Here is a 20,249-nt window from a genome sequence, read left to right as displayed (position 1 = left end):
ACGAGCTCTGCTGCTACGCAGACCCGTGGCGATTTCTAGTTCAACCTATTCTAAATCCCCGGAATAACATTACGCTTATGTGCCGTTCTCCGGTAATAATTCTCAAGCTTCTCAGCTACCTCAGGATTAACCTGTTTACCTTCCAGATAGTCGCTGTTATCGTCATAAGTAATGCCCAGCTCGGTTTCATCCGTCTGACCCGGCCATAAGCCCGCCGTAGGTGCTTTTGTGACAATATCCGCAGGCACACCAATATGTGCAGCCAGCTGACGTACCTGACGTTTATTAAGTGTGGATAGTGGTGTAATATCTACAGCGCCATCGCCCCACTTCGTGTAGAAGCCGGTAATTGCTTCAGAAGCATGATCCGTTCCTACTACAATCAGATTGTTCTCAAAAGCGAGTGCATATTGCATAACCATACGTGTTCTGGCTTTAACATTTCCTTTGCCTTGATGCGTCATATGGCGGTGTTGGCCTATTGATTTCAGACCATGCTCAACTTCAAGGGCAATTTCATTTACAGCTTCCTCAATGTTGGTCTCCACAGTATGAGTCAGATTAAAAGCTTTGGCAACATCATAGCTGTGCTCGATATCTTCCTGAACCCCATAAGGCTGGAATACTCCAAGCGTCATATACTCTGTGCCTTTTTCTGCCGACAGCTCGTCCGTAGCCTGTTTACAAAGACCCGCGGCTACCGCACTGTCCACTCCACCACTAATGGCGATCAATAATCCTTTAGCCCCTGCGTTCAGCACGTACGACTTTAAGAAATCAACCCGTTTGCGTGCCTCAACCTCTACATCAATCGTTGGCTTCACGCCAAGATCCGCAATAATTTCCTTCTGTAAACTCACCAAACACACCTCGTTCCATCAGAAATGGTTCCATATCCATCAAAATATCCACCCAAACGAAGCTCATGCTTCTAAGCATATTCTATCCCATTATTGCTCTTATATTTTGAAAAATCCCGCATGCAGCCGATTTGCCGGCTGATGCGAGATTATATGGAATAACTGTTTTTACTGGCACAAACGATTGAAGACCTCTTTCAATTCAGCAGCAATTTCAGCAGCCGAACGATCTTCTACGCCATGACGTTCAATAAAGTGAACGAGTTCTCCATCCTTCATCAGTGCGATGGAAGGTGAGGATGGCGGATAAGGAGCAAAATATTCACGTGCTTTAGCAGTAGCTTCTTTCTCTTGACCTGCAAACACTGTGAACAAGTGATCCGGAGTGATTTCATTTTGCAAAGCCTGAGCTACACCTGGACGACATTGTCCAGCAGCACAACCACAGACCGAATTTACGACTACAAGCGATGTTCCTTTTGCGGTTGGAAGAGTAGCTTCCACCTCTTCTGGAGTCATAAGCTCCTGAAACCCGATACTTGTCAGGTCATCACGCATAGGCTGAATTGAATCTCTCATATATTGATTAAAAGACATGGACATTTCTCTGCACTCTCCTTCACTTTTCAACTGTTTGTCAGATAATATTACAGCAGTACTTACTAACTTTATTATACATTCATACTCTGTGAAAGCAAGAGATGCTGTAGAGGGTGATTCAATCTAAGAGCGAACCCCGCTGGGTTCCTCCTTATCCAATGGGAAGGAGATCGTAAATACCGTCCCCTCTCCTTCTACAGACTCTACATTTATTTTACCGTTATGCCGCTCCACAATACTTAGGCACAAGGATAAGCCTAGACCTGTTCCCTGGATTTTCGTCGTAAAAAAGGGAAGAAACAGCTTCTCACGTTGACTTTCTGACATACCAACGCCGCTATCGGTGACAATCAACTCCACTTTATCATGAGTACTGCGTGTTTCCAGCGTCAGCACCCCCTTAGGTCCCATAGCCTCCATGCCGTTGCGTCCTAAATTGAGTATGAGCTGCTTGATTTCCCGGACATTCAGCTCTAATTCATGCAGTGATGGGCTCAGCTTCAGTTCAACACTTTGACCGCGAAGATTAGCATCAGCCCACAGCAATGGACTAACTTCTTCTATAATATGGTGCAGCAGCACCTTCTCTTTATCAGAAACCCGGCTCTGTGCCAAGGATAAAAAATCATTAATAATACTATTAGCGCGGTCCAGCTCTTCCATCACAATCTGATAATAAGAATCCAATTCTTGAGCACTCTTTTCTCTCATCAGCTGCAAAAAACCCCGAACTACCGCCATAGGATTACGAATCTCATGGGTAATTCCAGCAGCCATCTGCCCGACCAAGCTCAAACGTTCCACATGATCGAGCTCTACACGTAGTTTTTCCTCATTGGTCATATCCTGCACAATAATTACAGCACCACTTGTTACCCCTGAGCTCTTATGCATTAACGGCGCTGAATAAATCTGATAGATGCGCGACTCATGAATCATTTTTTCACTGGAACGCCGTTTAGAGCGGATATTATCACTTACCCGCATATATGCCTGTGTATCCACTGAGCTGTGAAAAAACTTTTTTACCGGTTCGTCAATAATATCCTCTTTTCGCAAATTGGGATAATGAGCCCGCATCATTCCTAACATGCAATCGTTAAGGTCAGTTACAACTCCGTGTTCATCCAGAGACATAATACTCAGAGGGACTACATTGGTAATCTGCTGCAGCTTCTCGGACTCCCACTGGAAACTTTCACTGATATTCTCCATCTGTACTTTATCCTGCAATCTACTTCTAACCATCTCAACATAATATACAAAAATACCACCTAAAGCGATGGTGAAAAACAGATATACCGTAATCAGAAATGCTTGCACGGAATTAGATTCATATATATTTTTCCCGCCTATAATAGGGACTAACGCAATAAATAGCATGCTTGGACAAAGAATCATCCATAACATACCGATCTTCTCAACTACTGTACCTTTCTTAAAAGGTTTGGCCAGTCCAAACAGTAGCGGATATAATAAAATCCCTGAATTCAATATCACATTACTGATTCCTGTAGGCTCCGCGATGATTACATTGCAGATAAGCAAAAAAATGGACAGCAAAATGCCCGAACGAGTAGTTCCATATAAAATACCAATATACGCAGGGATTAATCCTAAATTTAAATAGGCTACACCAAACAAAGTTGTCGAAAGAAGAGAGCACAGGATAAGACTAAACGTACACGCCAAAATCAAAAAGGTCTGATCATTTGGAAGCTTCCCCTTTTTCCGTGTCACAAATCTACGGTCCACCCACCATTGAAAAAGAAAAAGAAAGGAGCATGCTGCCGATATTTGCAATAAGATATCCTTAACCGCACCCATAATTACAATCACACCCCAAAATGGACAAATTACCCTACATGCTTAGATTAAAGCACAGGATTACTCTCCTGACAACGATAATCACCTAATGATTGGACAAGACTGGTTACATGTGAATCAGAATGGTATGATTCCGTTAGGAATACCCGCGGAATAGGCTTCCGTGTCTTAACATGTAAAGGAGTTAAATTTCATGAGCAATTACGATGTGATCGTCATTGGGGGCGGCCCTTCGGGTCTAATGGCAAGCGTGGCCGCTGCAGAACACGGGGCATCCGTTCTGCTAATCGACAAGGGAGCAAAACTAGGCCGAAAGCTCGGAATATCTGGTGGCGGACGCTGCAATGTTACCAACATCAAGGAAAGAGACGAGCTAATCGCCCATATTCCAGGAAACGGGCGTTTTTTGTATAGTGCCTTCGACCATTTTAATAACCAGGATATCATCGCCTTTTTTGAAGGTTTAGGCATTGCATTAAAAGAAGAAGATAACGGGCGGATGTTTCCCGTTTCCGATAAGGCCTCTAGTGTCGTCTCTGCCTTAATTAGCAAAGTACGGAGTCTAGGCGTACAGATTATGACCGACAGTCCCGTCTCAAGAATAATCTATAACGAAGGGGCTGTTAAGGGAGTCCAGCTGAGCTCGGGCAAGACGATCGCCTGCACTGCTGTTATCATCGCTACCGGAGGCAAGTCCGTACCACAGACCGGCTCCACGGGAGATGGTTACCCTTGGGCAGAAGCCGCAGGGCACACGATCACCGAGCTGTTCCCGACAGAGGTGCCGATTCTTTCACGGGAAGAATGGATTAAGTCCGGCGAGCTGCAAGGTCTGTCGTTACGTGATGTGGTCCTTACTGTGTGGAATCCTAAAGGAAAGAAAGTCATCTCTCATCGAGGGGATATGATATTCACCCATTTTGGATTATCAGGACCCATTGCACTGCGGTGCAGCCAATTTCTGAGACAAGTCCAACGTAAATCCGGCACAGATACGGTGGAGATGTCCATCGATCTCTTCCCTGATCTGAACGCACAGGAAGTAGAATCTATGTTGCAGGATAAGCTGGATCAGGAACCAAAGAAAGCGATCCGCAATTCGCTGAAAGGACTGTTGCCAGAACGTCTCATCCCCCTCTTGCTGACTAAAGCTGAATTAGATGGGGATACAACCGGTCATCACGTCTCCAAGAATGGATTGCTTCTATTGGCTGGGATTTTGAAACGCATGCCAGTTTATGTGCATGGCACCCGTTCCCTATCCGAGGCCTTTGTTACCGGCGGTGGGGTAAATCTGAAGGAGATCGATCCCAAAAGAATGGAATCGAAGCTTATGCCGGGGTTATTCTTCTGCGGCGAGGTACTCGATATCCATGGCTATACAGGAGGCTACAATATAACAGCGGCCTTCTCAACAGGATATACAGCAGGCAAACACGCCGCTGACATTCGACTGGGATAATCTCTAGTGCAACGTGAATATCCTCCAAGCAGCTTACTGCTTTGAAAATGGCGGACCGCGCCATTCTCTCATTAATTGGAGAATCGCTCCTCTGTTTTGGGTTCGTTAGCTATGTGGAGCGTCTGCCTAATCAGCTACTGCGGCTTCGGACCCAGATGACGTTATTTGCGTATTTTTCACCTTATTGGCAAGGTTTCGGACTCCAACGACGCTATTCCTTATAATGAGGCTCATATATGGTGTTTTTCATGGCAATAGCAACTATGGAGTCCGTTAGCATCCCAAAAGTGGAAAAATAGTATGTTTTGGGGCAGCTGTGTCCGATAGGCTAGCTAGGTACCTCATACGTACGTGCGTGCAATAGATCGAATCAAGACAAAAAAAGAAGAGTGCCCCAGCAGCCTTTTTGATATGCTCCCCATATAGTAGACAGGTGAAATAATAAAAACCTGTCGCTGTATGGGGAGCATTTTTATGGAACAAAAGAAGTATACAGCACTGGAAAAGTTAACGATTCTCCAAGAAATTGAACGGGGCGACATTGGTTTGAAAGCTGCGGCCCGGAAGTATGGAATATCCAAAAACTCTATAGTGAAGTGGCGGCAACGTTATCAATTGTATGGATACGAAGGGCTGGAAGTCCGAAGCTACAATCGTACGTATTCTGCAGAACTTAAACTCTATGCCGTTAAGGATTATCTCGAGGGAGGATTGTCGCAAAACCAAATCATCTGCAAGTATAAGATTGCAAGTGCAACCCAACTCGCCAACTGGATTAGGAAGTATAATGGTCATAGCAACAGCTTAACAGCTCATTCAGGAGGAACTAAAGCTATGACCAAAGGACGCGTAACCACTTGGCAGGAACGGATAAATATCGTGCTGTACTGCCTTTCGAACGGAGAAGACTATGCGAAGGCGGCAAGCCATTTTCACGTGTCTTACCAACAAGTATATAGCTGGGTAAAGAAGTACGAAGCAGGTGGTGAAGAGGCATTACGAGACGGTAGAGGACGCACCAAAGCGCCTGAAGAACTTACGGAAGCAGATCGCCACAAACTCGCGATGCAAAAGCTGGAATACGAGAATGCACGCCTGCGTGCGGAGAATGCTTTTCTAAAAAAGTTAGAGGAACTCGAAAAGAGGAGGCGTTAAGAACCATTCGCCAGGTGAATATCTACCTGGCCATTCAGGCTGTTCAGCAGGAACAGTCTTGCTCCATTCGGCTTTTGTGTGACATCGCAGGGATTTCACGGTCAAGTTATTACAAATGGTTGAATCGCAAACCCAGTTTTCGAGAGGCTGACAACGAGAAACTGACAGAGGCCATGCTCCTCTTGTATGAGAAGGTGGAACGAACCTTTGGGTATCGCCAATTGACCCTGCATTTGCGCAGACAAATGGATAAATCTATTAACGCAAAGCGAGTGTACCGGCTGATGAGATGCCAAGGTATCCAGTCAGTCATCCGCAGAAAGAGAAAGAAGTATGTAGGCTCCACGCCTCAGCAGGTTGCAGAGAATGTGCTGAACCGTAATTTTGAGGCTGAAGCTCCAAACCAAAAATGGGTAACGGATGTAACGGAATTCAAATACGGCAACGGCAAGAAGGCGTATTTAAGTGCAATAAAAGATCTGTATGACAAGTCCATTGTTGCTTACGTTCTGGGTCATTCCAATAATAATTCGCTAGTTTTTAACACACTGGAATTAGCTTTGCAGGCAGCACCGGAGAGCCGAACCTTACTCCATAGCGACCGTGGTTTCCAGTATACCTCTCTGCATTTTAAGAAGATGCTGGACGATGCAGAACTGAAGCAAAGCATGTCCCGAGTAGGCTGCTGCATTGACAATTCGCCGATGGAATCCTTCTGGGGAACATTGAAATGTGAGAAGTACTACTTACATACCTACCAGACCTTTGAAGAACTCCAAACAGATATTGATACCTACATTCACTTTTATAATAACGAACGGTTACAGGCAAAACTAAACGGCCTCAGTCCCATTGAATTTAGGACTAAGGCCGCTTAAACTACTTTTATTTTTTGTGCTGTCTACTTGACGGGGTGCAGTTCATTTTACGGCTTATGGGGCACTCTTCCGTTCTATTTATATCTTTATTTCGCTAAGCGAAATGTTCCAAATATTCTAGAGCTAAACAGTGCAACGATATAACCTAGCGGGATGAACAGGATAATCCCAAACCATCCATATAAGGAAATACAGATCAGCGCAGAACAAATGATTGAAAAAGGAAACAGTAAGATAGGGACCGCACGCAGCCCCGCTTCGGCTTTTTGTTCTTTCGTAAACGGCAGAATTCCGATGTAATCATCTCCCACGAATAACGACCAGAACGACAACAGCCAATTGGTCATGAGGGAAACTAAAACTATAAAGCCCAGCCATTTGAACCCTGATGGAATGATAAATATCGCTAGAAGGGACACAGCAGTAAACGATAAGTAGAGCTTTAAATGGGCCGGATTCCGTACAAGTGCCTTAATCGCTGCCGCAGAGAAACGGCTCTCGGCAGTTTTTGATTTTAGCAAAGGCTGTGATTTTCGGAAAATCCACGGCTTATGGCGGGTCGGACGCGGCTTATCCAGTACGCCGCGGAGCAATAGGGCCGCTATTTTCATCCGCTGCTTATAATCTTCACGCACATCGTTCATGAATGTCCCACGCATCACTATACGCCGCTGAAGAGCGATTACCGCTACGACTGCAAAGAGTGCTGCAATCAGCAGCATAAAAACTGGACGGTTGTTCCAAAACGCAGCTGCACGGAAATAAATCCCACAGGGAACGGAGATGGCCAGAAACAGCCACAGCCAGCGCCGCCAGCCTTGCTTTTGTACTTTTACAATATGCCCAAGTAATTTAACGCACCAGCTACATGCCAGAGTTAGAGCGAACAGCGCCCATACCTCGGATGACAGCATTCCATATCCCCGAACCAGGAAAGGTAATAACAGCACAAAAGCTACACAGAACTTCAACGATGTTACGATCAGGCTGTACAGCAACCCGCGAAACATGATCGTATTTATCCATCGCTGCCGTTGTCTTAGAAATAATAGATCCCCTTCCTGCAATAATAGCACCAGTCCACCTCTACAGAGCAGGAGCACTAATAATGAAGGAATCAACATAAACGGCAAATCTGCACTCCAAGCTGGCAGTGCCTCATTCCAGAACCCGTAATATAACCGTCCTCCCAGAAATCCTCCGGGAATCAGTATATATAACAGCACAGTCCAATCGGCTGCCGTACGAATAATAGCAGATTGCTCACGCCAATGAGAAAATAATCGCCGCCAGAATAGCTTTTTGGAGGTAGGAAAAGCAAACCCTCGCTGCTTCTGCTTACTCATGTCAGTTCGTCGAAGCAATCAAACAACGACGCCTCCGGCAGCCCAGCATAATCACGTATATCTTCAAGCGTTCCTGCAGCGGCAACCCTGCCACCCGAGATCAGCACAAAATCATCGCAAATTTTCTCAGCAGTATCCAATACATGCGTAGACATTAATACACCAGCTCCGCGCTGCCGCTCCGCTTCCAGCAGTCGCAGGAAATCTTTAGTGGCCCGAGGATCCAAGCCGATAAAAGGCTCGTCCACAATATAAACATCCGGCTGTACCAAAAAGCCCAGCATCAGCATCATTTTCTGTTTCATACCCTTAGAGAAGCCAGCTGGAAGATCATCACGGACATGATTCATACCGAACTGCTTCAGTAATCTCTCCGCCGTTTCTTGAAACTGCTCATATTTTAGTCCATAAGCAGCAGCAGCCAAATCTAAGTGCTCCCATAAGGTCAGATCCTCATAAAACACCGGCTGCTCCGGTACATAAGCATAGGACTTATTAACTCCATTAAAGGAGACCTTAGCTTTGGTATTCTTAAGCAAACCGAGCAATGTTTTGATTGTAGTACTTTTTCCCGCACCATTTGGTCCGATCAGTCCGAGCAGCTGTCCACGCCGCACCTGAAATGAAATATCGAATATGCATGGGGCACCTGCTTCATAGCCTGCTTCATCGATCTCAACATCGAGTACAATCTCTTCGTCGCTCTCGGTATCCCCTGTTATTTCTACATTCTCCATATTCGCCAACTCCTAAATATTTCTTATAAATATTATTATCGAAATTCCAATCCAGAAAGATAGCTTCTCTAATCGTACTATATATACTTTCTCCAAGGAAGCATACTGATTTTTTCACAGCTAAGAGAACTACTCTTATATTTAAAAAGAAACCTCCCATTAAAGAGAGGTCTGTCCGAGAAGCTCTAGGTTATTTGTTGCTGAAATTCCTTCCTCACGTTTAATTGCCGCTTCATCTCTCCGCTCGATTTTACCACGCAGCATTAACAGCAACACTCCAAGCAGGGCTGTAAGCGTACCAGAGAGAATGAACGCCGGGACAGGTCCTGACGCTGTAACTAAAGCCCCACCGGCTACAGGTCCTAAGATAACAGCCGCACTTGTTAGACTGCCTATAGTTCCAAATACACGGCCCGTGTATTCCGCAGGGGTCCGCTGTTGCAGCATAGAATTGAAGGGAATAAACGCAAGGCCTGCCCCCACACCAGCAAACATAAAAGAACCAAACAAAGCGATGTTCATCCAGAGTCCAGCCTGACCGTGGGCAGTTACAATTCCTGCACTTGAGAAAACACCCCCCATAATTACAGCTCCCAATCCCATGAAGACGAGCGTATGTTTACCACTGCCTATACGGCTTACAAGCAGGGCTGACAGTAAGGTGCCAAGACCACTGGCTGCCACACACCAACCCAGCAGATCTCCGTTCACACCCGGAATTTCCCGGAATAACGTTACAATCTGCGAATCACCAATTTGCAGCATTAGCAGCACTAGCACCAGCATAGCAATCCCGCAAAGCACTACAGGCATTCCCACGATCACCTGCAGACCCGCCGACATTTCTTGGCGAAAAGACTTCCGAGCACCATTCTCCCCTGTGCTATCCTCTGCTGCATCTTTCTTCAGTGCAGCCGTACGCGGCAGTCCTATTAAGATGACCGCCGATAAAATGAAGGTAGCCGAGTCAATCACATAACAAGCAGCAATACCAAATGCGGCAACCAGCAGTCCACCGAGAGCAGGACCTACAATTTTAGTTATTTGTTCAATAGATGAGCTAAGCGCCATGGCTTTATCCATCTGGGCCGCAGGGACAAGCTCCTTGAGCTTTCCGCTTTTGGCTGGTGAAAAGAGTACATCCATGATCCCTTTAGCTACCAACAGGACATATACCTGCCAGAGAGAACCTGCAAATACCAAACAAACAACGATTCCGGCACGAGCAAGATCGGAACCAATCATCAGCGCCTTGCGGTTAAACCGGTCACTTAAATAACCTGCAAACGGCCCTCCCAAGAGCAACGGCACAGCCATACATAAAGATATAGCCGTAATTTCCCACGGTGTAGCATTCCATTTAAAACCTACCATTGTCAGTAGCGCTAGTATATGCAACCAGTCTCCCACATTCGATACAAGCTGTGCGGCAATAAGCAGCATAAAGGGCTTATTCGCCGTCAGCTTTCCTTCTTTTGAATCATGAGCCAGCTGTTCCTCCATCTTACTTCACTCCCCGTTACTATTTCTCGATGAAGTAATAGTAAAATATTGGAGAACATCAATCATCCGTCTGGAGGCGTAAATAGTGCTTGAACCTAAGGCTGAAATTCTTATCCTTTCAAAGACTGAAATCAAAAAAACCTTCGTTTTTATCGTATTTAAAAAATTGTTTGATTTTTAATAATTAAAAGTGTGCTCATTGTGACAAATCACATGTTCTTCATTCGCTCTTTCACGTATTCTAAGGTTATCTCAAGGTTCGTTGCACAGGTAACCCGTGCACTAATGACTATTGATTGCAAACTGTGCGATGAGTTCACACATGATTAACGATAGAGGGTGGAGAAGCATGATACAATCTTACGAACGTGATACGCAATTAACACTACATTTGTACCGGGTATTTGCCAAGTCTTTTAAGAGCATTAATGAACATGCTGTTACCGGCAGCAAAATTGAAGGTTTTAATCCGACTGCCTTTGCCGTTATGGAAGTGTTGTACTATAAGGGACCACAACCCATTCAACAAATTGGCGCCAAGCTGCTGCTGCAAAGCGGCAACGTTACTTACGTAATCGATAAGCTTGAGGAACGCGGCTATTTGCAGCGTAAGCCTTGTCCGAGCGACCGCCGCGTGATTTTTGCGGAGCTGACTACGGAAGGTGAACGTCTCATGAATGAGATGTATCCGAAATATTCAGAACGCCTGCATCTTGCTTTCAGCGGTCTGAATGATGATGAGAAGGAACAAATGATTGTTCTCCTCAAAAAGATGGGTCTACAAGCTGAGAAGCTGTCCCCTCTTCCCCGTAAGTAAGAGTCGCTTATTTATGTGTTACAGACAAGCTGTTATTGATTTCTGTTAATGGTAAAAAGAAAACCAATAGGCGATTCTCCGATTTATTTGAGAATCGCCTATTGGTTTTTTTGTTCTGCGCCGGCTTACTTGAGCAGATGATCGGTAAGTCGATGCCGAAGACGGACTTTGAGGTCCGCTTTTGGCAACCCTCGGATCATAGTCATCCTTATTCGGCAGGCGGGACTTGCGAGCACGATTCCGATTAGACTTGGCGAGCACGCTTCCGATTGGGCGTCCCTTTCAGCTGACCGTTACTATCGCTCTCGGTAAAATTCACTTTTGATGTAACCCGCTATATTTTCAGCGCCGGATCTTGATGAACCTGAGCAGTAACTTAGGGAATAACTGCATTCTATACAGCTATTTCGTATGCAAATCCGCTCATTCTAACTTTAAGTGTATTCTGTACAATTAAAAACCAGACAAACCACCCCTAGGCGAGTAAATCAAGAAAATAGGTGTACTAAATACAGCTATATCCATTGAAAAAGTTACCAGCAGGATTATAGTTGTACGAAATACAACTAAACGCGTCTATCCACTGCTTCCATCGACTCTCTACTCTAGAGGTTACATCAATCTGGCGTGCCACCGTCCGTTATTCCGTGCGTGATTCCATGTGCTACTCCGTCCGTTAGTCCATGTGTCTCTCCATGCGTCATTCTATGTGTCACTCCGTACGCCACTCCAAGAGTCAATTCGTATGGTTCAACCACTTTAACACGCTATCTACCTAATAAGTTATGCCTTTTTCAAGGACGATGTAGCATCCTCTACTGAAGGCACACCCTTGCGCAAACCCCAGGATATTATCAGCGACAAAACAGCGAAAACTGCCATTACGATAAATAATGAATGAAGACCACCTTCAAGGGCATCACGCAAACTATTTGATACTTCCCCAGACAGGTTAGTTCCTGCATGCGATCCAAGCAGCTTATTAATATCATCTCCTGAGATGTTCGAATCCGGTTGTTTTCTTAACAGCTTATCAATATTCAAGTTCAGCCAAGAACCAAAAATAGCCACCCCAACAGTCTGTCCTAAAGAACGCGTGAACGCATTAAGCGCTGTAGATGCTCCCCGTTGCTCATACGCAACAGAGGACTGCGCAATAATCGTAAAGACTGTAGAAGAATACCCAAAGCCAACTCCACAGACCAGCATCAAGCATAAAAGCAGCAGCTGTGAAGACTCACCTGTTAAGAAAGCCAGGCCAATAGCCCCGGCAGCGATCATAATCAACCCAAGCATTGCGGTTCGACGCGAGCCTGCTTTTAGAATCATCCGCCCTCCGGCGATCGAACCAAACATCCAGCCTACCGACATCGGCGCCAATAGCAAACCTGAGATGGCGGCGCTTTTTCCGGATACACCCTGCACCCATAATGGCACATACGTAGAAAGCCCAATAATTAATGTGCTTACCAGCAGGTTAGCGCCAGTAGATACCGCTATGTTGCGGTTCGAGAATAGACCCAGCGGCAACATAGGTTCAGGAGCACGACGCTCCACAAAGAAAAATAAGACTAGCAGGATAACAGCCACACTTAGAGTTGCGATTAGCAGTGGGGATGTCCACTCCAGATTCTGTCCTCCTGTGGAGAGACCGAAGAGCAATGCGCCCATACCAGCAGCGAACAGCAGCACCCCTGCCACATCAATTTGTGCTTTCCGACGTACCTTCTCTTCCTTCAGATAACGGGCAATAAATACCATTGCTAATAAACCGAATGGCAGATTAAAAACAAATACCCAGCGCCAGCTTAGGTAATCTACTACATATCCCCCAAGAAGAGGACCTACCAAAGAGGAAATCCCCCATACAGAGCTAAGTAATCCTTGTGTCTTCGCTCTCTCCTCGATACTGTAAATATCCCCGATGATGGTAAAGGTCATTGGAATGAGCGCACCCGCGCCAATCCCCTGTATTGCACGGAACAGGATCAGCTGCTCCATACTTTGCGAAATACCGCATAATAACGAGCCTAATAAAAAAACAGCTGCTCCCCACATGAACACCGGCTTGCGTCCAAAGAGATCACTGATTTTGCCGAAAATAGGAGTAGTAATAGCCATTGCCAGCAAATAAGAAGTGAATATCCAGCTAAGCCACTGCATTCCCTGAAATTCACCTACGATAGCTGGACCCGCTGGTCCTGTTACCGTTCCTTCAATCGCAGCTAGAAAGGTAGCTAGCAGCACCCCTATCAGTATTAATTTACGTTCTAAATCCCCTGTTGACTTCAATGTTCCAAACCCTCTCTTTATGTAATAAAATCATTCCCATTCCCCACGTAGAAGCGCATGTAGGGTCACATCCTGAAAGCCGGAAGGTGTCTGGCGATATTGACGCAGTATACCTTCCTTCTGAAAGCCGAGCGTTTGAACCAGCCTCTCCGCACGATTATTATCAGGATGACACAGCGCTTCTATCCGATTCAGCCCCATCCTATTAAAGCCGAAGTCGAGCACTAAACCAAGCGCTTCTTTCATATATCCAAGTCCCCAAAAGGCAGGCGCCAGATCGCAGCCAATTTCCCCGCGGTAAGCTCCCTGCAACTGCCAATAGTTATAACCGCAGCTCCCTATAACTTCACCTTCGGGTCCTACAATACTCCAGCGCAAGCTCTCCTCTTCCTGAGCCATCTGTAATAAAAAAGCAATCAGTTGCTTAGTCTCTTCTATAGAGGATAATGCTGGAGCCCCCAGCCAGCGGGTGACCTCTGGATGAGACCAGATCTGATATAATGCTGAAGCATGCTCAGTAGTCATAGCGCACAGCTTCAATCTACTGCCGACCAGTGTGGGTATCACTCCATTGCAGATATACAAATCTCTGCCCCCCTTCAACTTATCAATTATACATCATTCAAGAGTATATCCTTAAGATAAAAGTTCTAAATTCTTTAACATTGAAAAGAACAAATTCTACGCGTTAACATAAAAAGACGTCTGCATCAGGGGGCATACACTCCCTTAATACAGACGCTTTTTATTAAACTTAACTACAATGATTTCATTCCGCTTCATGAATAACTTCACTGCATAACACCTGAAGTTTGGCTCGAATATCCTTGAACTCTTCAATTCCAGTCCCCGTAATACTGTACCCTTCGGTATGGGCAGTCAGAAAGTTGTCCAGTGTCAGCTTTTCCAATTCCTGTTTCACTTCGCGTTCTCCTACACGATACCCCAGATCTTCAAGTCCGAGCAGCATCTCTGAGATCGTCACATCTTTATCCCGTGCACAATAAAGCATATGAATTCCTATGAACAAGTTCTGTACATCAGCGCGCATATTCCACCTCTTCCGGCTATATAGCCTTCGGTATTTATACTAGCATTACCCTCTGACCGATCCTCGGAAACATTATTGTGGCTGTTGCGCATTTCATGGACTTCAAGGAACATTCCATATTGTTACAGATTGGTATTGTCGCTTGACGTATCATGTCTAGCTGTACTATGTTGATAATTACAGTTAGGAGTTCATATTTGAATTTAAAGTACAGGAAGGTGATGCTTCATGTTTCAAGCTATGCCTTACGATGGAACACGCAACGAGCAGTTTGAAGCGGTTCTAATCCAACTAGAAGCATTAGTAAAGGACGAACCAAGTGCTACGGCCAACCTGGCCAATGCTTCGGCACTGCTTAAACACGCTATGCCGGATACGAATTGGGCCGGTTTTTATTTATTTGATGGCAAGGAGCTTGTGCTCGGACCTTTCCAAGGTCTTCCTGCCTGCATCCGCATCCCGTTGTCTCGTGGAGTCTGCGGAACGGCTGCTGCGGAACGACGCACGCTAGTAGTTGGAGATGTCCATGCATTCCCGGGACATATCGCCTGTGACGCCGCTTCAAACAGCGAAATTGTTGTACCGCTGATCAAGGATGATCGTTTGCTTGGCGTACTCGATATCGACAGTCCGCTGAAAGATCGTTTTGATGATGAGGAACGCCGGTTCCTAGAGCGGTTCGCTGCCCTGGTATCGGAAGTTATCTAAAGCAGCTCTGCCTTATAAAGCATAAGAAATAGGCTGTCTCATTTGTAGGAATCTCCTACTTATAAGACAGCCTAATCTTGTTGAGCCTATAGCCGTACCGGACTGATATTCCAAATCTCCGCGGCGTAGCGGCTAATCGTATTATCGCTAGAGAATTTACCGGAATGGCCAATATTTATAATAGACTTCTTCAGCCATTCCTGACGGTTGCGGTATGCCCGGTCAATCTCGACATGAGTCTCGACATAACTTGCGAAATCCTTAAGCACAAAGAATTCATCGTTATTATCCAAAAGAGAATGGAAAATGGTCTCAAACTCCGCACCATGACAGCATATAGGTCCCGGATTAACCAACTGATCCAATACTTCCTTCACACGGCTATCCCCATTGTAGATATCACGTGCGTGATAGCCGCCATGCTGATAATAATCCATTACCTGCTCAGCGCGAAGACCGAACAGGAACATATTGTTGTCCCCTACCATCTCATGCATTTCCACGTTAGCGCCGTCCATCGTACCTACGGTCAATGCACCGTTCATCATAAACTTCATATTCCCCGTACCGGAGGCCTCTTTACTCGCTGTAGAGATCTGTTCACTAATATCCGCAGCAGGAATGATTTTCTCGGCCAAAGATACCGAATAATTCTCAAGGAAAAAGATACGAATCTTGCCTCTAACATCCGGATCGTTGTTGACAGCCTCTGCCACAGTATTGATCAGCTTGATAATTCGCTTCGCCAAATGATAGCTTGGTGCCGCCTTTGCTCCGAATATAAACGTGCGCGGTACCATATCCATCGAAGGATTATCTTTGATTTGGTTGTACATATGCAGAATATGCAAAATATTAAGCAGCTGCCGCTTATAAGCATGCAGGCGCTTCACCTGAACATCAAAGATAGAGTCGGGGTCTACATGTACTGAATGCTTGCTGTAGATGTATTCAGCCAACTTGAGCTTATTCCGCCGTTTAATGCTGGCCACTTGTTCTTGGAAGGAAGCATCCTCACAATATTTAATCAAGCCAATCATTTCTTGCGGATGGCTCATCCAGCGGGTTCCTATCGATTGATTGATAAGGTTAGCCAGATCCGGATTGGCATGCATCAGCCAGCGCCGGTGAGTAATCCCATTCGTCTTATTATTGAAGCGGTGCGGGTACATTTCATTAAAAAGCCGCATTTCGCGTTTCATCAATATTTCTGTATGCAGCGCCGCTACCCCATTGACACTATGGCTCGCCACAATCGCCAGATGGGCCATGCGAACCTGATCGTCATGAATAATCGCCATCTGTGAAATCCGGTCCTGATCACCGGGATAACGGCTCATCAGCTCGCCGCAGAAGCGGGCATTGATCTCTTCAATAATAAGAAAAATACGTGGAAGCAAGTCCCTGACCATTTGAATAGGCCATTTCTCCAGCGCTTCGCTCAAGATCGTATGATTAGTATAGGACACCATACGAGTTGTAATACTCCACGCCTCATCCCATCCTAATCCATGTACATCCATCAGAATCCGCAGCAATTCAGGGATTACAAGCGTCGGATGTGTATCATTGATATGAAGTGCAACCTTGTCGGGCAACGATTGTATAGGGAGTCCAAGCTTTCCAAAGGTTCGCAGAATACTTTGCAGGCCAGCACTGCAGAGGAAGTATTGCTGCTTCAACCGCAACAGCTTGCCTTCGTATTGTGAATCATCCGGATACAGAAACTCCGAGATGGATTCTACGGAACGCTTATATTCCAGGAATTTATGATAGTCTGAACCCGCAAAAGAGCCAAATGTTCTCGCTGGCTGAGTGATGGACTCCGCACTCCAGTTGCGCAGTGTATTCACATGCCGCCGATCTGCACCAATGATAGGCACATCATACGGAACTGCACGAACGGCCTCATATTGACTATGCTCAAAGATAAGCCGCCCGTTCTCCTCGCGAGTCTCAATCACGCCCCAGAACCTTACTTCTACCTGCTTGTCTTCACGACGCACTTCCCATACATTATCATTTTGCAGCCAGTAATCGGGCAGTTCCACCTGATACCCGTCAACGATTTTCTGCTCGAACAAGCCGTATTTATAACGTATACCGCAACCATGCCCCGCATATTGCAGGGAGGCCAGTGAATCCAAGAAACAAGCAGCTAGACGTCCAAGTCCTCCATTGCCAAGCCCAGCGTCGGCTTCTACCTCCTCAATATCCTGCAGCGAGAAACCAAGATCGGCCAATCCCTCACGCACGACCTCCAGCACGCCCATATTCAGCAGATTGTTCCCCAGAAGTCTTCCGATCAGAAACTCCATAGAAAAATAGTATACCTGCTTATCCTTATCCGTCTTGTACTTTTGATTGGTATCCGCCCAATTTTTCCCGGCATTCTCGCGAATCATGTTGCCTAATATTTTATAGACATCAGCATTCGAGGCTTCCTCCAAAGGTTTGCCCAATTTACTGATGAGCGTCTCGCGAAACACCTGTTTGAAAGTTTCTTTATCGTTAAACAACAGCAGGTTCCTCCTGACAAAAGCTTTTTTTAGGGATGCATTAGACTATGCCTGTAGATCAGATAGGTTATACTGTTTCGTTTCATCTAATCCAGTTGGTTTATATTTTGCTGCTCTTGGCGATCACAAATGGACGTTTACTATCCCCGACGAGAATTCGATTCTTACTTAAATGTACGTCCTTATCCATGATCACATTCTCAATAACAGCATCTTCCTCTATAATGCACTTCTGCATAATTACAGAATTGATGATCTTCGCTCCTTTACGTACCTGAACCCCACGAAAGATCACGCTGTTCTCCACCGTTCCAGCTATAATGCAGCCGTTAGCCACCAGTGAATTGCTGACATTTGCGCTTTCTAAATATCGGGTAGGAGCCTCATATTTAATCTTCGTCTGCACGGGACTTTCTTTGAACAGACTAAAGTAATTCTCCTGCTGAAGCAGCTCCAGACTATTCTTATAATAGCTTTCCAACGAATTAATTACGGCATGATAGCCATGATATTCATAAGCAGCGATTTTGAATTTATGGCGGTTTTTCTGAATCACATCACGGAAAAAATAACTCTCACCATGTGCAATGCAATGTTCCACCTGCTCCAGGAACAGTTTTTTCTCCATAATGAAGATATCGAGATATAAATTGGGATGATCCTTCTCATGATGGATATTGGTCACATTATTCTCTTCGTCCACTTCAATACGCTGGCATAACTCATGTTCTGGCTGCAACTGCTCTATTTTTTTGTATACTACTGTAACGTCGGCACCCTTCTCCAAATGATAGCTGTACAAGTCCTGGAGATCGATAGTATTAATATGCTGGCTACCGGAAAACACAATATATTTAGCAGATCCCCGTTTAAAAAGATCCAGATTATTATGATAATGCTGAAGGTCGCCAAGAGAAGTATCGGTGGGATCATTCCAGTCCGGAGGCAAAATAAATAGTCCCCCATGCTTGCGATTCATATCCCAAGATTTCCCGTCACCCAAATGGTCCATTAAAGAACGATATTTACGGCGAACAAACAGGCCCACGCTCTCCAGATCCGCACGCATCATATTGGAAAGCACAAAATCTATCAACCGATAACGACTGGCAAAAGGTACGGCTGCACCACAGCGGAAATAAGTGAGTTCATTTAGTTTATCGAGTTCATGATCCAGATTAATTACACCCATGAGTTGCTTCATCGGAATCCACCGTCCTCTTATAATTTATAAGAAAGTATAAGTTTCACTATATACTTTATCCTTATAAATCTCGCATAAACGCTTACCGTCCCTAGAAGGACGCCGAAGGCGTTTTAGCTTGATTATATGGTTTTGGCCACAGCTGATTTACGTTTCTTGCTTTTATTGTCGATCAGCAGAATTTCGTTCTCGTTCTCCCGCTCGATGCCTATTTCCATATAATCGTCGATTACCGTATTCTCACTAATAATCGCTTTATGAATGCGTACGTTCTTACCAATCTTAACCTTAGGCATAATTACGGAGTCCGTAATCACACTGCCTTCACCTACTTCTACGCCATAAAAAAGAACCGAGTGCTTCACTTCACCATGCACAATGCAGCCTTCATTAATAATGCATCCTGACACTTTCGCCCCAGGTGCGACATATTGGGCGGGTTGATTCGGATTGCGTGTAAATATGCGCCAGCTGGGATCATTTAGATTAAGCGGTGGATTATCGCTCAGTAAATCCATATTCGCTTCCCACAGGCTTGCTACCGTACCAACGTCTCTCCAATACCCTTCAAAAGGGTACGCAAATAAAGAGTTCCCGTCTTCCAGCATCAAAGGAATGATATCTTTACCAAAATCGTGAGATGATCCTATATTCTCTCCGTCCTCCAGTAAATGCTTGCGGAGAATTTCCCATTTAAAGATGTACACACCCATAGAAGCTAGCGTGCTTTTTGGCTGTGCAGGCTTTTCCTCAAATTCGTAAATTTTCAGATCGTCCTCCGTATTTAAGATTCCAAATCGACTTGCTTCCTCCAGCGGAACGTCAATCACAGAAATCGTGCAATCTGCGTTTCTCTCCTTGTGGTATTGCAGCATAGCATGATAATCCATTTTATAAATGTGATCACCGGATAGAATAAGGACATGCTCGGGGTCGAACTGATCTACAAATTTAAGATTTCGATAAATCGCATCGGCTGTTCCCCGATACCAGCTGCTTCCATTCTCACGTTCATGCGGTGGCAATACGAATACTCCACCATTCTTACGGTTCAAATCCCAATCACTGCCTACTCCGATGTAAGAATGTAGTATAAGTGGCTCATACTGTGTCAATACACCGACAGTATCAATACCCGAATTGGAGCAGTTACTTAAAGGAAAGTCGATAATCCGATAAGTGCCCCCAAAATAGACAGCGGGCTTGGCAAGCGATTTGGTTAAACCTTTCAATCTTTTGCCTTGGCCTCCAGCCAATAGCATGGCTACCATTTCTTTTTTCTTCATGGAA

At 45.3% G+C, this 20,249-nt stretch carries 16 protein-coding genes; 4 read left to right on the top strand and 12 right to left on the bottom strand.

Annotation, left to right across the window (positions count from 1 at the left end):
- Positions 1-50: 50 nt before the first annotated feature.
- From nadE to NSS82_RS03245, 3 genes are all read right to left on the bottom strand, one after another.
- Complete coding sequence (nadE, locus tag NSS82_RS03255) at positions 51-860, bottom strand: ammonia-dependent NAD(+) synthetase (protein ID WP_036676815.1); 810 nt, start codon at positions 858-860, stop codon at positions 51-53.
- A 168-nt stretch (positions 861-1,028) separates the two neighbouring features.
- Positions 1,029-1,463 carry a BrxA/BrxB family bacilliredoxin gene (locus tag NSS82_RS03250; RefSeq protein WP_036676813.1) on the bottom strand — a complete coding sequence of 145 codons (435 nt, stop codon included), beginning with the start codon at positions 1,461-1,463 and terminating at the stop codon, positions 1,029-1,031.
- A gap of 120 nt (positions 1,464-1,583) precedes the next feature.
- Positions 1,584-3,200, bottom strand: coding sequence for a two-component system sensor histidine kinase NtrB (locus NSS82_RS03245; protein ID WP_081394564.1), 1,617 nt, complete (start codon positions 3,198-3,200; stop codon positions 1,584-1,586).
- A gap of 280 nt (positions 3,201-3,480) precedes the next feature.
- Between NSS82_RS03245 and NSS82_RS03240 the strand changes: the two genes are divergently transcribed.
- Positions 3,481-4,749 (top strand): BaiN/RdsA family NAD(P)/FAD-dependent oxidoreductase, encoded by a 1,269-nt coding sequence (locus tag NSS82_RS03240; RefSeq protein ID WP_076105967.1) that lies wholly within the window; start codon positions 3,481-3,483, stop codon positions 4,747-4,749.
- Positions 4,750-5,223: 474 nt separating this feature from the next.
- Positions 5,224-6,782, top strand: a protein-coding gene (locus NSS82_RS03235; protein WP_094903917.1) for an IS3 family transposase whose coding sequence is annotated in 2 segments (ribosomal slippage) — positions 5,224-5,857 and positions 5,857-6,782 — 1,560 coding nt in all. Because the reading frame shifts where the segments join, the coding sequence is not laid out codon by codon here.
- A gap of 86 nt (positions 6,783-6,868) precedes the next feature.
- Here the strand turns inward: NSS82_RS03235 and NSS82_RS03230 are convergent.
- The 3 genes from NSS82_RS03230 to NSS82_RS03220 form a co-directional block, all read right to left on the bottom strand.
- Positions 6,869-8,128 carry an ABC transporter permease gene (locus NSS82_RS03230; RefSeq protein WP_076272729.1) on the bottom strand — a complete coding sequence of 420 codons (1,260 nt, stop codon included), beginning with the start codon at positions 8,126-8,128 and terminating at the stop codon, positions 6,869-6,871.
- Positions 8,125-8,865 carry an ABC transporter ATP-binding protein gene (locus NSS82_RS03225; protein WP_036676805.1) on the bottom strand — a complete coding sequence of 247 codons (741 nt, stop codon included), beginning with the start codon at positions 8,863-8,865 and terminating at the stop codon, positions 8,125-8,127. The genes NSS82_RS03230 and NSS82_RS03225 overlap by 4 nt, the downstream gene beginning before the upstream one ends.
- A gap of 159 nt (positions 8,866-9,024) precedes the next feature.
- Positions 9,025-10,368, bottom strand: coding sequence for an MFS transporter (locus NSS82_RS03220; protein WP_076105963.1), 1,344 nt, complete (start codon positions 10,366-10,368; stop codon positions 9,025-9,027).
- 349 nt (positions 10,369-10,717) lie between these two features.
- On the opposite strand from NSS82_RS03220, the gene NSS82_RS03215 reads away from it, so the two are divergent.
- Positions 10,718-11,185 carry a MarR family winged helix-turn-helix transcriptional regulator gene (locus tag NSS82_RS03215; RefSeq protein WP_036676802.1) on the top strand — a complete coding sequence of 156 codons (468 nt, stop codon included), beginning with the start codon at positions 10,718-10,720 and terminating at the stop codon, positions 11,183-11,185.
- Between the two features lie 783 nt (positions 11,186-11,968).
- Here NSS82_RS03215 and NSS82_RS03210 read toward each other — a convergent pair.
- The 3 genes from NSS82_RS03210 to NSS82_RS03200 all read right to left on the bottom strand — a co-directional run bounded on the left by NSS82_RS03210 (position 11,969) and on the right by NSS82_RS03200 (position 14,528).
- Positions 11,969-13,477, bottom strand: a complete 1,509-nt coding sequence (locus tag NSS82_RS03210; RefSeq protein ID WP_076101386.1) for an MDR family MFS transporter — start codon at positions 13,475-13,477, stop codon at positions 11,969-11,971.
- Positions 13,478-13,507: 30 nt separating this feature from the next.
- Entirely contained in the window at positions 13,508-14,062 is a 555-nt protein-coding gene (locus NSS82_RS03205) for a GNAT family N-acetyltransferase (protein ID WP_076105960.1), read from the bottom strand.
- A gap of 184 nt (positions 14,063-14,246) precedes the next feature.
- Positions 14,247-14,528: a hypothetical protein gene (locus NSS82_RS03200; RefSeq protein WP_036676794.1), complete on the bottom strand. Its 282-nt coding sequence runs from the start codon at positions 14,526-14,528 to the stop codon at positions 14,247-14,249.
- A 228-nt stretch (positions 14,529-14,756) separates the two neighbouring features.
- On the opposite strand from NSS82_RS03200, the gene NSS82_RS03195 reads away from it, so the two are divergent.
- Positions 14,757-15,236 (top strand): GAF domain-containing protein, encoded by a 480-nt coding sequence (locus NSS82_RS03195; protein ID WP_036676791.1) that lies wholly within the window; start codon positions 14,757-14,759, stop codon positions 15,234-15,236.
- An 86-nt stretch (positions 15,237-15,322) separates the two neighbouring features.
- On the opposite strand, the gene NSS82_RS03190 is transcribed toward NSS82_RS03195, so the two are convergent.
- The 3 genes from NSS82_RS03190 to NSS82_RS03180 form a co-directional block, all read right to left on the bottom strand.
- Positions 15,323-17,755: a glycogen/starch/alpha-glucan phosphorylase gene (locus NSS82_RS03190; protein ID WP_076105958.1), complete on the bottom strand. Its 2,433-nt coding sequence runs from the start codon at positions 17,753-17,755 to the stop codon at positions 15,323-15,325.
- A gap of 100 nt (positions 17,756-17,855) precedes the next feature.
- Entirely contained in the window at positions 17,856-18,959 is a 1,104-nt protein-coding gene (glgD, locus tag NSS82_RS03185) for a glucose-1-phosphate adenylyltransferase subunit GlgD (protein ID WP_036676786.1), read from the bottom strand.
- 122 nt (positions 18,960-19,081) lie between these two features.
- A complete protein-coding gene (locus NSS82_RS03180) occupies positions 19,082-20,245 on the bottom strand; it encodes a glucose-1-phosphate adenylyltransferase (protein WP_038568594.1) in 1,164 nt (387 codons plus the stop codon).
- Between the last annotated feature and the right edge of the window lie 4 nt (positions 20,246-20,249).

Source organism: Paenibacillus sp. FSL H7-0735 (assembly GCF_038008505.1).
Classification (GTDB): domain Bacteria; phylum Bacillota; class Bacilli; order Paenibacillales; family Paenibacillaceae; genus Paenibacillus_AQ; species Paenibacillus_AQ odorifer.
Note: the sequence above shows the minus strand (reverse complement) of the source record. Positions and strands in the feature narration are given on the sequence as shown.

Bases quoted from the DNA above. Each gene is read 5' to 3' on its own strand.
- NSS82_RS03225 (WP_036676805.1), bottom strand. From the start codon at position 8,865: ATGGAGAATGTAGAAATAACAGGGGATACCGAGAGCGACGAAGAGATT.
- NSS82_RS03250 (WP_036676813.1), bottom strand. From the start codon at position 1,463: ATGTCCATGTCTTTTAATCAATATATGAGAGATTCAATTCAGCCTATG.
- glgD (WP_036676786.1), bottom strand. From the start codon at position 18,959: ATGAAGCAACTCATGGGTGTAATTAATCTGGATCATGAACTCGATAAA.
- NSS82_RS03220 (WP_076105963.1), bottom strand. From the start codon at position 10,368: ATGGAGGAACAGCTGGCTCATGATTCAAAAGAAGGAAAGCTGACGGCG.
- NSS82_RS03215 (WP_036676802.1), top strand. From the start codon at position 10,718: ATGATACAATCTTACGAACGTGATACGCAATTAACACTACATTTGTAC.
- NSS82_RS03195 (WP_036676791.1), top strand. From the start codon at position 14,757: ATGTTTCAAGCTATGCCTTACGATGGAACACGCAACGAGCAGTTTGAA.
- NSS82_RS03230 (WP_076272729.1), bottom strand. From the start codon at position 8,128: ATGAGTAAGCAGAAGCAGCGAGGGTTTGCTTTTCCTACCTCCAAAAAG.
- NSS82_RS03200 (WP_036676794.1), bottom strand. From the start codon at position 14,528: ATGCGCGCTGATGTACAGAACTTGTTCATAGGAATTCATATGCTTTAT.
- NSS82_RS03240 (WP_076105967.1), top strand. From the start codon at position 3,481: ATGAGCAATTACGATGTGATCGTCATTGGGGGCGGCCCTTCGGGTCTA.
- NSS82_RS03180 (WP_038568594.1), bottom strand. From the start codon at position 20,245: ATGAAGAAAAAAGAAATGGTAGCCATGCTATTGGCTGGAGGCCAAGGC.